10 protein-coding genes are annotated in these 13,398 nt (G+C 59.8%); 5 read left to right on the top strand and 5 right to left on the bottom strand.

The window, feature by feature from the left end; all coding sequences use genetic code 11:
* Nucleotides 1-4 precede the first annotated feature (4 nt).
* From WAW39_RS13270 to WAW39_RS13290, 5 genes are all read left to right on the top strand, one after another.
* Nucleotides 5-1,492 (top strand): hypothetical protein, encoded by a 1,488-nt coding sequence (locus tag WAW39_RS13270; protein ID WP_422319570.1) that lies wholly within the window; start codon nucleotides 5-7, stop codon nucleotides 1,490-1,492.
* Nucleotides 1,493-1,501: 9 nt separating this feature from the next.
* Nucleotides 1,502-2,260, top strand: a complete 759-nt coding sequence (locus WAW39_RS13275) for a hypothetical protein (RefSeq protein ID WP_422319572.1) — start codon at nucleotides 1,502-1,504, stop codon at nucleotides 2,258-2,260.
* Between the two features lie 16 nt (nucleotides 2,261-2,276).
* Nucleotides 2,277-3,047 carry a ThuA domain-containing protein gene (locus WAW39_RS13280; protein ID WP_422319574.1) on the top strand — a complete coding sequence of 257 codons (771 nt, stop codon included), beginning with the start codon at nucleotides 2,277-2,279 and terminating at the stop codon, nucleotides 3,045-3,047.
* A gap of 123 nt (nucleotides 3,048-3,170) precedes the next feature.
* Nucleotides 3,171-3,977 carry an SDR family NAD(P)-dependent oxidoreductase gene (locus WAW39_RS13285; RefSeq protein ID WP_422319576.1) on the top strand — a complete coding sequence of 269 codons (807 nt, stop codon included), beginning with the start codon at nucleotides 3,171-3,173 and terminating at the stop codon, nucleotides 3,975-3,977.
* A gap of 6 nt (nucleotides 3,978-3,983) precedes the next feature.
* Nucleotides 3,984-4,841: a fumarylacetoacetate hydrolase family protein gene (locus WAW39_RS13290; protein ID WP_422319578.1), complete on the top strand. Its 858-nt coding sequence runs from the start codon at nucleotides 3,984-3,986 to the stop codon at nucleotides 4,839-4,841.
* Nucleotides 4,842-4,940: 99 nt separating this feature from the next.
* On the opposite strand, the gene WAW39_RS13295 is transcribed toward WAW39_RS13290, so the two are convergent.
* From WAW39_RS13295 to WAW39_RS13315, 5 genes are all read right to left on the bottom strand, one after another.
* Nucleotides 4,941-6,176, bottom strand: coding sequence for an SGNH/GDSL hydrolase family protein (locus tag WAW39_RS13295; RefSeq protein WP_422319580.1), 1,236 nt, complete (start codon nucleotides 6,174-6,176; stop codon nucleotides 4,941-4,943).
* Between the two features lie 182 nt (nucleotides 6,177-6,358).
* Entirely contained in the window at nucleotides 6,359-10,303 is a 3,945-nt protein-coding gene (locus WAW39_RS13300) for a LamG-like jellyroll fold domain-containing protein (RefSeq protein ID WP_422319582.1), read from the bottom strand.
* Nucleotides 10,304-10,312: 9 nt separating this feature from the next.
* Nucleotides 10,313-11,281 (bottom strand): PmoA family protein, encoded by a 969-nt coding sequence (locus WAW39_RS13305; RefSeq protein ID WP_422319584.1) that lies wholly within the window; start codon nucleotides 11,279-11,281, stop codon nucleotides 10,313-10,315.
* A 22-nt stretch (nucleotides 11,282-11,303) separates the two neighbouring features.
* Nucleotides 11,304-12,581 (bottom strand): amidohydrolase family protein, encoded by a 1,278-nt coding sequence (locus WAW39_RS13310; RefSeq protein ID WP_422319586.1) that lies wholly within the window; start codon nucleotides 12,579-12,581, stop codon nucleotides 11,304-11,306.
* A gap of 12 nt (nucleotides 12,582-12,593) precedes the next feature.
* Nucleotides 12,594-13,370 (bottom strand): helix-turn-helix domain-containing protein, encoded by a 777-nt coding sequence (locus tag WAW39_RS13315; protein ID WP_422319588.1) that lies wholly within the window; start codon nucleotides 13,368-13,370, stop codon nucleotides 12,594-12,596.
* Nucleotides 13,371-13,398: the final 28 nt, after the last annotated feature.

Genomic DNA, 13,398 nt, shown 5'->3' on the forward strand with positions numbered 1-13,398 from the left:
AGCCATGAAATTCATCTGTCTTCTCCTGCTCGTCTGCGTGGCCGCTGCCAGAGGTGAAATGCTCGCTGGTGTTGCCAAAGTCGACATCACAGACCGCACCGTTCCGCTGGTGAATGATCCTTGTTTTGCCAAAGCTCTCGTCTTGAAAAGCGGCGGCACCACGGCGGTGGTGATCACGCTGGATGCGGTGGCGGTGGGTGGCATCGGGCGCGTCGGCAATGGTTTCATGGCAACGGTGCGTACCGGCTTGCAGGATCTGGGCATTCCGCCCGCAAATGTCGTGGTCAATGCCAGCCACTGTCACGGCATCGTGCGTGGCGATCTGGAGCCGCTCGTTATTCAGGCGGTGAAGGAGGCGGCGAAGAATCTCGTCCCAGTGAAGGCGGGGAGCGGCATTGGTTCGGAGACGCGCATCAGCGAAAACCGTCGGCTCAAGATGAAGGATGGCAGCACGGTGGACATGCGCCGTGCGTACTCAATGCCGCGCGATGAGGATGTGGCCAGCGTGGGGCCGATTGATCCGCAGGTGGGTCTGCTGCGCCTGGATCGCATGGATGGCACACCCCTGGCCGTGCTTTACCAGTTTGCCTGCCATCCCATCATGAATCCGCCGAGCAAGGGCTGCTCAGCCGATTATCCCGGCTTCGCTTCCAAGGTCATTGAAGAGGCACTTGGCGGTGGTGCGATGGCCTTCTTCGTGCAGGGCTGCGGTGGCGACATCAATCCGGTGCGCTACAAAGAAGTCACGCGCACTCCGGATGCGGAGCCGCTCGGCACGATGCTTGGTGCGACCGTTCTGGCTGCGGCACGGAAGATCGAAACCAAAGGCGATGGAGTGCTCAAAGTGAGCAATGCCACCATCGCAGTACCACGCGCGGCGGATTACACCGCACGCATCAGCAACATCGAGGCGGAGCAGAAGAAACTCGTCGCCACGCTCAAGTCCACGAACATCAACTTCAAAAGTTTCCTGCCGCTGCTGCTCCAGCACAAGCTCTGGCCGGACACGCCATCGCACTACTCGCAGAGTTATCTGCACGATCAGTCGCTTGATCGGAAGGCCATCTCACAGCTCGATGCGGACAATCGCCTGCTGGTGGAAAACTACCTCGCCAACATCGAAATCATGGAGCGGCTCACGCGGCTGAATGCAAACCTGGCGCTGCTGAAAATGCATCTGAAACAAACCCTGGCCGCTGGTGAAAAAACGCTGGATGCCGAGGTCTGCGGGCTGCGTGTGGGAGATTTCAAACTGGTGACATTTCCGGGAGAGGTCACGGTTCAGGTGGGCCTGAACATCAAGAAAGCCGCAAAGGATGCGAATGCCCACGTCTCCGGCTATACCAACGGTTACATCTGGTACACCCCCACCGTGGAGCAGCGCCTCAACCTTGGCTACGCGCAGGAAGACTGCGACACATTGGTTGCGCCTGAGTGGCAGAAGATCTTTGAGACCAAGGCGCAGGAAGTGTTGACCAACCTCAGCCGATAACCATCCCCCATGAAAGCCACCCTTACTCTTTTGTTTTGCGCCTGGACCTGCGGCGCTCTGGCCGCTGATGAACTGCCGAAAACGCTGATGACCACCCGTGGCAAACTGCTGGTCAGCGAAGACTTCGCGCCCCCGCTCGCGCCGGTCACGGGAAAGCCCGTTGGTTTTGCCAGCGGGTTTACCGGCTGGCGCTACAATGCAGGGCCTGCGGGTGGAAAGTCCGGGCAGTGGAAGACGACCGATGGTTGCTTTACCGGCATTGAAAGTCCCGCAGCCAATCATCCCGCGACGGCGTCGTTTGGTTTTCAATTCACCGACGCCATCATCCAATGCGAAGTGCGGCTGAACGATGTGCCTGATGAGGGCCGCAAGTATCGCTCATTGTTTGCGAAGGCGACGGATGTGAAAGACTATGTGATCGCGCTCAGCATCGGCCCGGGCGGCCTGTTTTTAACGCCGTATGATGCCGACCGCATCAACCCCGCCACCAAGCAGCGGGAGAAGGGGACGACGAGCCGCGTCCTGACTCCGGTCAAACTCAACGAATGGCATACGGTGGTGCTGGAGATCAAAGGCAATGAGGTGGTGGGCACGCTCGATGGCAAGAGCACCACCCTGAGCAATCCTCTCATCAGAGTTGCCAAGCACAGCATCATGCTGGGGGCAGGGACTGAGGCCAGCTTCCGCCATCTGCGCGTGTGGGAAGCTCTGCCAAACCCAGACTGGGCGGCGGCCAAGGCTGCACTGCAAGCAGCATCGAAACCCTGATTAGACTTTCAATCCTATGAACCTGTCCTTTGTTTTTCGCACCTTGCTCTTCGTTGCAGTCGTCTTCGCATGGCAGCTGCAAGCGGCGGAGCCACCTCACATAGTCATCATGATTGGCGAGGATGAGTACCACACTTGGGAAACCTTGCCGGAGTTTGCGGCCAAAGAATTGAAGGCCGCTCCTTATCGCGTTACCATCATTCAGGCGGACGCGGCGGACAAAAATCAGTTCCCAGGATTCGTGGAGGCCATGCGTGATGCAGATCTTCTCTTCATCAGTGTGCGGCGCCGCACGCCGACGACGGAGGTCATCAATACCGTGCGCGCCCATCTTGCCGCCGGCAAGCCCCTGGTCGGAATCCGCACGGCCAGCCATTGCTTTGCGCTGCGTCCCAAGGAACCCGAGCCCAAAGCGGGACTGGCGATCTGGCAGGACTTTGACCCGCAGGTGCTGGGAGGCAACTACACCGGCCACTATGGCAAAGACGCCGCCACCATCACCCTCGTGCCGGGTGCGGAGGCACATCCCATCCTGCGTGGCGTCACCGTGGCTGAACTCGTCGGACACGGCGGTCTGTACAAAAACACACCACTGCAGGCCGGAACCACGCCGCTTTTGATGGGGACGCTGGCAGGAACCGCAACGGAGCCCGTCGCATGGACTCATGCCTACGGCGAAAAGAAGTCCCGCATCTTTTACACCTCGCTGGGGCATTGGGATGACTTCAAGCTGCCCGCCTTCCGGCGCTTTTTGCTCAACGGCATCGCATGGGCATTGGAGAAGTGAGGCACCTTTCTCCAGCTCACGCGCCTCATCCGGCCGATGCCAAATCCTAAATTGGCCGTGTTGCAGCCTTGAGCATCGCCAATGGCTCGCCATAGAAAGCGATTCACCAAAACCACCCCGAATATGCGACTTCAAGACCAGGTCATCCTCATCACCGGCAGCACCACCGGCATCGGCGAATTCATGGCGCGGCGCTTTGTCGCCGAAGGCGCCAAAGTCATCCTCCATGGCCGTGACGCGGCACGTGGCGAGGCCTTGTGCCAGGAACTCGGCAAGGACAAAGCAGCCTTCTGCCAGGGAGACCTGGCGGATGCCGCGTATCCGGCCAAGCTGGCTGCCGACGCGATCGCCGCCTTCGGCAAGGTGGATGCGCTGGTGAACAACGCGGCTCTGACCAATCGCGCACGCATCGCTGAGACGGATGCCGCCATGTTTGACCGCATCATCGCCGTGAATGCGCGTGCGCCGATGCTCCTGATCCGTGCCTTGCTGCCTGAATTGAAAAAGAACCGGGGTGTCGTGCTGAACATCGGCTCGGTGCTCGCCCACTGCGGTCAGGCGAATCTGCTGGCTTACTCGATGTCCAAGGGCGCGCTGATGACGATGACACGCAATCTGGCCGACGCACTTGGCACGGACCGTGTGCGCGTGAACCAGCTCAATGTGGGCTGGACGCTGACGGAAAACGAATACCAGGTGAAACTTGGCGACGGACTCGGCGAAGGCTGGCCGGACCGCCTGCCTGCCTACGCCGTGCCGATGGGCCGCCTGCTCATGCCGGAAGACATCGCTGCGGCGGCCGTTTACTGGGTCGGTCGCGAAAGCTTCCCCGTCACCGGCACCGTGGCCGAACTCGAGCAGTATCCGCTCATCGGCCGCTACACGAATCACGAAGGCGACCCCCTCAAACAACAAGATCACACCAACTAAACCACCATGAAACTGATCCGCTTCGGCAACCCAGGAGAAGAAAAACCCGGCCTTCAACTCGAAGACGGCCGCCGCATTGATGCGAGCGCCTTTGGCAGCGACTACGATGAAAAATTCTTCGGGGGCGATGGGCTGGAACGCCTCGCCGCCTGGGCCAAGGCCAACGCGGCCACTGCGCCGACGGTGAGTGCTGACACCCGCCTGGGTCCATGCATCGCACGTCCGAGCAAGATCATCTGCATCGGTCTGAACTACAGCGACCACGCCAAGGAAAGCGGCATGCCGATTCCGGCGGAGCCCATCGTGTTTTTCAAAGCCACCAGCGCCATTGTCGGCCCGAACGACCATGTGGTTATCCCGCGCAATTCGAAGAAGACTGACTGGGAGGTCGAGCTCGCCTTCGTCATCGGCAAAAAAGCCAGCTACGTCTCCGAAGAAAACGCCATGAGCCACGTGGCCGGCTACTGCGTGCACAACGACTACAGCGAGCGCGAATGGCAGCTGGAGCGTGGTGGTCAGTGGGTCAAAGGCAAGAGCTGCGACACCTTCGCGCCTATCGGGCCTTTCCTCGCCACCAGCGATGAGATTCCAGACCCGCAGAATTTGAAGCTCTGGCTCACGCTGAACGGCAAGACCATTCAGAACAGCAGCACCGCGCAGATGATCTTCGGCGTGAAGACGCTGGTGAGCTACCTCAGCCAGTTCATGAGCCTGCTGCCCGGAGACATCATCACCACCGGCACGCCTCCCGGCGTCGGCCTCGGCTTCAAGCCTGAGCCTCTCTTCATGAAGCCCGGCGATGTCATCGAACTCGGAGTCGAAGGACTCGGCGTGCAGGGGCAGACAGCAGTCGCGGCTGCATGAGCCGGAGGTCAGGCATCCTGCCTGACGATGGTTTGAGGCTTCCAGCCTATGTCAGAAGATCGAAGGCGGGACGCCTCGATCCGCTGACAGGTCGGAGGCCTATCCTCCAGGCGTGACCTTCAGCCGCACAAAACCTTTTCCAACCGTATTCACGCTGACGGTGATGGTGCCGTCTGGGTTCGTCGTCGTTTGTGCCGTTCCGATGTCGTTCCAGTTGAGCAAATCGGCCGATGACTGCGCCTGAATGGTCCCCCACTCCGTGAAGACGGCGCGCGGTCGATAAGTCATCGTCAGCGCGCCATTCTGCACTACGGGTCTGGGCAAGCTGGAGACATCGGTGAGGCCTTCCAGTGCAAACTCGAGTCCGTTGGGAATGCCGTTGTGATTTGAGTCGTCGGTGAAGCTGCCGCTTTGTCCTTGCGATGCGAGCCACTCGGTGAGGGGGATGTTTGGATCAAGGCCGAGGACGGTGGAGATGATATAGTCGTCAGTCAGCGGCGTGATCGCGGTGGACGGATACTTGGCGTTGAAGGCGTCGACGACCATCTGCGCGATCTTGGTGTGGGCGCAGGTGTTGGGGTGGAAGCCGTCTCCAGAGAAAGTGTAGCGAGTGCGAGCATCAGCGTCTGCCATGCGATAGAATTCGATGCCCTTGATGCGGAAGGGCTGGGTGATGAGCGCCTTGGTGAAGTCATACACGCCGGGGACGAAGCCGATGTTTTGCGATTGCGCATATGCGGCGAGGGTTGCGTTCAAAGCATCCATGGCGGCGGTGACGCGAGCTGTCTTGACGGGGTCGGTGGGATAGCCTGCTTGAATCTTCGGCGTGCAGCCCACATGGGGCACGCTGACCAGCACGATGGGCACCGTGGCATTCACCGTGCGCACGTAGTTGATGATCCATTGCAGATTGCCAAGGGTGGTGTTGGTGACCGAGGCGTCCACCGCACCGTTGTAGAGATCGGCGTAGTAGCTGTCGGCATCATTGCCGCCGGCGAAGATGACGACGCGTTGCACGTCGGTGCGAAGCTGGCTTTTGAGCGTGTTCGTCCACCAGAAGTTGTAAATGCTGCTGAGCTGGTCGCGGATGTCGGTGGTTGTGGCACCCGGGAAAGCCCAGTTGAAGCGGTGACCGGTGAGGCGGGGGTCAGAATAGGCGCTCCAGGTGCCAGTGTCGAACCAATCGGTGCGGTGCTGATGCAGAATCTCGATCCAGTTCCGTGCCTGCCAGGAAGCCGGGTTGTTGGGAAAGAGGGCGGGGAATTCGGCTTCGTATTCCTTGGTCAGGCTGTCGCCGATGACCAGACACTGCTCCGCCCTGAGCGTGAGGCCCATGAGGAGGAAGAGGAACAGACAACGCAGCATCTACTTGTCTGACGTGCAAAGGGCAAAAAAGTTCACTGTTAAATGAAGTTCATCGGCTTTGAGTCCAATGAACTAGCTGCATTAAAAAATATGCCAATGTGAGCCACGTGGAATGCATGCCTTCCGTGCTAAGCTGGAGGCTTGTACTGGGGTCACTCCACCTTCAGCACCCCATTCATCACCATCCAGTGGCCGGGGAAGGTGCAGAGGTAAGGGTACTCGCCTTTCTCTTTCGGGGCGGTGATGTGAATGGTGAAGCTGGATTGCGGATTCGTCATGTCCGTGTAGGCGAGCACGTCGTCGGAATCCGGCACGTAGTGTTTGGCCAGCCCCTGCGGATCGGTGATCATGAGGTTGGCGAGGTTGCCGATCTTTTGCAGCGTGCCGGGTTTGGCGAGCATCCAGTTGTGCGGCACCACGTCGGGGTTCTTGAAAACGATGGTGAGTTTTTCACCAGCTTTCGCGGTGAGCTGCTTCTGCACGTATTGCAGGCCCAGAGCGGCTTCGATGATGATTTCGCGGCCCCCTTCGCCTTTGGCCCATGGGTTGGGCTTGGCTGACTTCGGTGCTTCAAGGCCGATCTGCGCGGCGTGATTGGTCTTCGCGATTTTGGCGTAGCCAGGGAACTCGGTGAAGGGTTCGGCCAAAGCATGCGCGGTGAGAAAGAGGTCGTGGCCGGTGCTCACATGGAGATGAATCTGGCTCGCGGTGACGATCTGCGGGATTTCGAGGAAGAGCGTCTTGCCGCCGTCCAGCTTCTGCACGCTGCGCACTTCCAGCGGATCGTGGCCAGGTGTATCAGCATACTTCACAGAATACTCGGGCGAGCCATACTGCGGCCCATAGCGGTAGTTCCAGCACTGCGCAAAGCAGGTGGCGGCATCGGCATCCTTCACGGGCTGGTTGAAGCGGAGCAGCACACCATTGTCGCGGGCTTCGAAACCGATGGGCACCGGTTTCTCGCCACCGGTGAAGCGCACACGCTGGAAACAGCCGTCCTTGGGCGTGTAGCTGCCCCAGCCCTGCATGCCGTTCACATAGAGGTGGCCGTCGTTCGGATTGAAGCGCGCGCACTGCGGGCCGGAGTCAAAGTTACCGCTGATCTTCACGGAGGCGGCCTGCCAGCGGCCTTTGACGTTCTGCCGCATGACGAGCCACGCGCTGCCACCGCCGGAGGAGAGATGGACGAAATTGCCGTCGCCTTTGAGAGCTGCCCATTTCTCGCTCGTGATGAAGGCCTGGCTGCTCGCGCTGTTATCCTCGCCACGCGGCATGTACATCAGCACCGGCTCCGGAGGCTGGCCGTTTTTCGGACCACCCGCGCCGAAGTGGGCACCGAGATTGTGGTCCAGCTCAATCTGAAAGATGGATGAAGCGGGTGTCCAGTCGCCCTCCTGCCCGCTGGTGGTGATGAACCGGCCATCCGGCGAGATGCCGAGACCATCGGGATTGCGGAAGCCGGTGCCGAGGACTTCGAGGTTGTCGCGGCCCGTGATACGGCAGACACCTTGATTTCCCGAAGCGAAATACCAGCGGCCTTCCTTGTCCGTTTCGAGTCCGACGATGAAGTCGTGACCGCCGGGGGAGGTCTGCATGGCATTGGTCACGCACTCGTAGAAATCGGCCTCGTCATCGCCATTCAGATCATGCAGGCAGGTGATCTGATCACGGCCAAGGACGTAGAGCTTGTCCTTCACAATTTTCATGCCCAGCGGCTGGTTCAGCCCGGTAGCGAAGCGTTTCCAGCGAATCTTATCGAGTTTCTCATCAATGCCTTTCACCAGCCAGACTTCGCCCGTCATCGTGGCGATGGCAGCGGTGCCGTCGCTGAAGAAATCATGCGCGGTGATGAAAAACAGCGTGCCGTACGGATTTTTGAAAGGCAGTTCGATGGTATCGGTGGCGAAGGGCTGCTGGGTGCCGAGCTTGCCTTGGGTTTCGATCCACTGCGGCCATTGGGCTGAGCCGCCTTTGGTTAGATGTGCAAGCTTTTCGTGTTCCTGATGCTCAGCATCCATCGTGGACAGATAGCGACGACCTTTGAGCGAGTATGAGAATAGGACTCCGTTCCCATGTCGATAAAAGCCAAGATAATCTCGTTGAGAAAAATCACCTTTGGTAATGGTGCCTAGCACCTTGCCAACCAGTTGCCCGCCACCCATAAAACCGTGGCGATTGTCGTTGAGTCGAATGAAGCCATCCTGCCATCCGATGACAAAAGCGCAAAGCTCAGGATCGAAACAGGCTGATTTATTTCCTGACCTTACACAAATTCCCTTCGGAATCGTGGCCCCCCCGCCTTTGAAAACACAGCTAAAGACGCTGCCGAGGTCAGAGTTCGCAAAGCGCCCATCCTTCCAGGTCACCTGATCGTTCTGATTGCCCCAGTGGCCCTGCTGGCCGCCATCGAGACCGGGGAACTGCGGGATCAGTTCGGGCAGCGGTTTCTGCTTCATGAACTGCAGCGCCTGCTTGCCGTAGAAGTCGAAGACACGCTCGCGATTGACGAATTCCTGCCAGTGGACGTTGTCCTCGGGATGCAGCGGTTTGAGGTCGGGCTTGAAGGCGGCGGGCGGCGGAGCCTTGGGCGGCATGAGGGCGTCGAGGTGGTCGAAATCCCAGAGGCCAATGGTGTTGTCCATGCGCAGACGCGGAGCGGTGCCCTTGCGCGGTTTCATCACGCCGCGTGCGATGCGCACATCGTCAATGAGGCCGTCACAGCCGATGCTGCCATCCACAAGGCTGCCGAAAGCAATGCCGCCTGCTTTGGGCGTGCCCTTGATCGGTTGCACAGGCTTTTCAAAGACCTGTTTGCCATCAATCCAAAGCACGACACTCTTTTCGTCGATGCTGGCGAGGATGTCATGCCATTGGCCATCGCAGACATTCACCTGCGAGTCGAAGTCACCACCACGGCCGGGCATGAAGAGCGCGAGCGTGCCGCGTTTCGCATGCGTGTAGAGCTCCCAATGCGTGGCGGATGATTTGGCGTCGGAGGCGATGAGGATGTTGTAGTGATCTTTGCCAGTCAGCATGGCGCGGCACTCGATGGTGAGCGGCAGCGCACGGAAGGGCTCGTTGTCCTGCTCAAAGTAGCTGCCCTTCAGCGCCTCGCCGAATTCCTTGTTCAAAGAGGGCACGCCCTCGCCGGTCATGGCGGGTTTGGTGATGAAGCTGGTGGCTGCAGGCTTGTCGCTCCAGGTGCGGTACTTGGGCTTCGGTCCGGGAGGGTTGTCATCGAGCTGAGGCACGAGCCAGGCAAGGCCGTCGAGGTTGTCGAGCAGGCGGCCTTCAGCGTCTTCGTTGGTGTGGTTCAGAATGCCGATGGGGCCCGAGTAACCGCTCGCACGAACGATGCGCAGCACCTTCACATCTTCCGTGCCCACACCGAGCGGGAGGATCTTGCGGCCCTTGGCTTCGCCATCGATGTCCATGCCGTTGAGGTTGAAGCATAGCAGATGCGGCAGCATGCGTGGCAGCACTTTGGCGAGGCGGTCCAGATGACCATGGCCATGATGCAGATTGTAAACGATGCCCACGTTCTTAATGCCTTTGGCTTTCAGAGCCTCCACGATGGCGATGGCGTTTTCCGGCTCACCATACCAGGCACCGTGGTTGTAAAGCGTGACTTGGCAGCCCAGCGGTGCCGCGGCTTCGCAGATCGGCTGCAGGCGCTCGACCTCTTTGGTCACACGGGCCTGCTGATCCGCCTCGTCCTTGACCTGGATGGGGCCGCCGTTGCCATTCACCCAGAGCTGCGGATGCACGCCATGGCGTTTGAAGAGTTCGAGCGTCTGCTTTGCTTCATCATTGAAGACGGTCGGGAACCACCAGCCCATGAGCTCGATGTGGTGTTTCTTGAGCGCGTTCAGCTCGTCGTCCCACTGCGGGATGTGCTCCTTGCGGTAGTCATAGACGAATTTCTTCACGCCCATTTTTTCCAGCATGGCCGCACGCTCTTCCGGGCCGCGCTTGCCAGCATCAAACGGCACGATGCACCACGCGGCGAGGTTGGATTTGTCGAAGAGGCTGTCGGCTGCCTGGGATTGACCGAATGCGGACGCAAAAAATACGAAAGTTAGTAAGCGGGAGAGCATGGGAAAAAATTACTTGGTGTTGGAATAGGTTGCCCACTGGGCCTCGATCCATTTGGCATCGGGCGCGCCATCGAAGACGAGAACGCGGTATTTAGAGACGTAGGGTTTGCCGGGCTCGATGGACCAGTCGCCATCTTGCGATGGAGCGATGCAGAGCTGCGGATTCTTGGGGTTGAGGCGCAGGGGCTGCGGGAAGCGAAAGTTCGAGGGATGAATCAGGATCACCATACCAGTGGGTGCGCCATCAACCTGACCCCCAATGTGAACCCACGTGCCCTTGGTGGAGTCCCCTTTGAGTCGGTCATGGCCTTCGCTGGTGAGCATCGTGACGGCATCGACCGGATTCCAGGCGAGGTTGCCGCGCACACCAAGACCGCCGTAGTGATACTTCGGCAGCTTGAGCGGCTGGTTGCCCGCGCAAGTCTGCGTGCTGGTGAGGTCGATGATGTTGGCGGGTGTTCCGTCTAGATCCTTCTGCGCCACCGCGACCTCCCAGGTTTCATTGAGCACCCTCGTGTCGGGCGTGTGACTGTGGTCGAGAAACAGATGCTGACTGACGAAGCCACCGTTGTCCGCGCTGCCCCAGCTCTTGTCCAGTTTGTCGAAACGCACCTCAGCAAGGATTTGGTCGCCGCTATTGTCTTTGCCGTCGCCTTTGCCCTGGTTCCAGAAATCGGGATGTGAATCGCCGAACTCCGTCTTTGTCCACGCCATCCAGATCCCACGATGCCAGCGGTGATCCTCGGGATGATTGCCCGTGACGAGCTTGCCGCTGGGCGAATAGACCGGATGCAGATGCGCGCCGTGTTTAAAGACGGCGGATACGCCTTCAGGCACCTCGCCTGCTTCCATTTGGTAATCACAGATCGTCTTCCCACCGCTGCTGAAGTGCAGGACGGAGCCGAGCTTTTCCACCTGGATATCGGCGGAGAAAGAATGGGTGGCCAGAAGGGCGGCGAGGAGAAGGGTTGGCTTCATGACGATGGAACGAAACGGTGCATTAGAAACTCGCAGGCTCTACCAGTGTTCCAGCTTTCACCACGCCGCCCTGCATGACGGCCAGGAGGTTGTCGCGGTTTTCGAGAATGGAGATGTCTTTGAGCACGTCGCCTTTCACCACGAGGACATCGCCCAGCTTGCCTGCTTCGAGGGTGCCGATCTCCTTCTCGCGCCCCATCATCTTCGCGCCGCCGAGCGTAGCGCACTTGATCGTGTCGAGCGGGGAGAAGCCGACGTAATTCACAAAGAAAGTCAGCTCCTGGGCGTAGGTGCCGTGCGGCGTCCAGGCAAAGCCGTAGTCGCCGCCGAGGCCCATGGTCCCACCGGCTTTGAGTACTTTGCGGCAGCTTTCAGCACCGGCTTCGAGAGTTTCCTGATGGCCGTCGAGAACCCGCTGGGACAGGCCGAACTCCTTGCCACGCTGCACACTGAAAAGCTCGAATCCGAGGCCGGGGCACATCGGCACGTTGCGCTTGAGCAGGAGATCGAGGCATTCGTCATCCATGAAGGTCCCATGCTCGATGGCATCATATCCAGCCTTGAGCGCATTGCGGATGCCCTCGGTGGCACGGCAGTGGCCGGTGACTTTGAGGCCGTGGTTGTGAGCCGTGGCCACGACAGCATGCATTTCATCAAAGGTCATGCACAGCGTGTGGTGGTCGTTGATGTCAGGAGATGCCGCGTCCCCTGTGGGATAAGTTTTCACCCACTCGATGCCGTCCTTGACGAGTTTGCGCACGGCGGTGCGCGCCTGCTCGGGACCGTTCACGATGAAGACAATGCCCTCCATGCCGATGCGCCGGTAGTCAGGATTCCAGTCCATCAAGCCGCCAGCTCCGCAGATTTCGCGACCGCTGGTGCTGAGGCGCGGGCCGGGGATCATGTCCTCCTCGATGGCCTTGTTCATCCACACGTCGATGTTGTGCAGGCAGCCGCCGCTGCGCGCCGCCGTGTAGCCGCATTCGAGAGCGGTCTTGGCATTCACGGCGGACTGCAGCGTGACGTATTCCACAGGGAACTTGATGTCGAGATCCTGCAACTCGGACACATTGAAGTAGGTGAGGTGGATGTGCGCCTCAATGAGCCCCGGCATGATCGTGCCACCACCTGCATCAATGACGCGTGCCTCAGGCGGAGCCGGTGGGGCATCCGCTGTCGGACCTGCGTAGCTGATCATTCCATCAGTGATGATGATAGTGGCGTTTGGAACAGCTGGTTTGCCCGTGCCATCGACGAGCTGGCCGTTTTTGACGACGGTGGTGCCTGGTTGGAGCTTCATGGTGCGGAGATGCTATCGCTTCGTCCGGCGCCGGGATAGAACAGAAACGGCAGGGCGTGGAATATTCGCGGCAGCGTATTTGTCGCGATAAGCACCCGGCGTGAGGCCTGTGACACGGCGAAATTCGCGGGTGAGGTGGCTTTGATCCGCGAAGCCGCAGCGCAGGCTCACCGCCGCGATGGACTCACGCGTATCCACGAGCAGGCGGCAGGCCGTCTGGATGCGCAGGCGCTTCAGATACTGCTGCGGTGGTAAACCATATTCACGTACAAAACTGCGCTCAAAGGCACGTGGCGACATGCCGACCGCCCGCGCCATCTCAGTGTTCGTCACCGATTCACCGAGGCGGCGGGTCATGAGGGCAATGACGACGCCGAGGCGGATGTCGCTGCGTTGATCGATTTGCGCGGCATCCAGCGCACGCGTGATGCCTGCGGTGCCGACGATGCGGCCCCGGGCATCGCAGACGGGGCGCTTGGTGGTGAAGCACCATGCCGCCGTGTGGTCAAAGCGCCCGACGAGTTCCAGGCGGCCCTGCACCGTCTGCCCTGCCAGCACCGCTTCATCGCCTGCCCGGAAATGCGCCGCGAGGTGCGCAGGTGAGAGATCATCATCCGTTTTGCCGAGCACCTCGTCCAGACGGTGCATGCCATAATTCAGCAGGAAGGTGTGGTTCACCCAGAGATAGCGGCGTTTCGCATCCTTGATCCATGCCTGCACATCCGGCAGCACGTCGAAAAGATCGCGTAATGCATCGATGGCAGATGTGGCGGCAGCTTTGGCTTTCACAGATTGGGAGACTAAGGGGAACGGCATT

The organism is Prosthecobacter sp., from assembly GCF_049294395.1.
GTDB lineage: Bacteria > Verrucomicrobiota > Verrucomicrobiia > Verrucomicrobiales > Verrucomicrobiaceae > Prosthecobacter.

Bases quoted from the DNA above. Each gene is read 5' to 3' on its own strand.
- WAW39_RS13285 (WP_422319576.1), top strand. From the start codon at position 3,171: ATGCGACTTCAAGACCAGGTCATCCTCATCACCGGCAGCACCACCGGC.
- WAW39_RS13295 (WP_422319580.1), bottom strand. From the start codon at position 6,176: ATGGGCCTCACGCTCAGGGCGGAGCAGTGTCTGGTCATCGGCGACAGC.
- WAW39_RS13290 (WP_422319578.1), top strand. From the start codon at position 3,984: ATGAAACTGATCCGCTTCGGCAACCCAGGAGAAGAAAAACCCGGCCTT.
- WAW39_RS13310 (WP_422319586.1), bottom strand. From the start codon at position 12,581: ATGAAGCTCCAACCAGGCACCACCGTCGTCAAAAACGGCCAGCTCGTC.
- WAW39_RS13300 (WP_422319582.1), bottom strand. From the start codon at position 10,303: ATGCTCTCCCGCTTACTAACTTTCGTATTTTTTGCGTCCGCATTCGGT.
- WAW39_RS13280 (WP_422319574.1), top strand. From the start codon at position 2,277: ATGAACCTGTCCTTTGTTTTTCGCACCTTGCTCTTCGTTGCAGTCGTC.
- WAW39_RS13305 (WP_422319584.1), bottom strand. From the start codon at position 11,281: ATGAAGCCAACCCTTCTCCTCGCCGCCCTTCTGGCCACCCATTCTTTC.
- WAW39_RS13270 (WP_422319570.1), top strand. From the start codon at position 5: ATGAAATTCATCTGTCTTCTCCTGCTCGTCTGCGTGGCCGCTGCCAGA.
- WAW39_RS13275 (WP_422319572.1), top strand. From the start codon at position 1,502: ATGAAAGCCACCCTTACTCTTTTGTTTTGCGCCTGGACCTGCGGCGCT.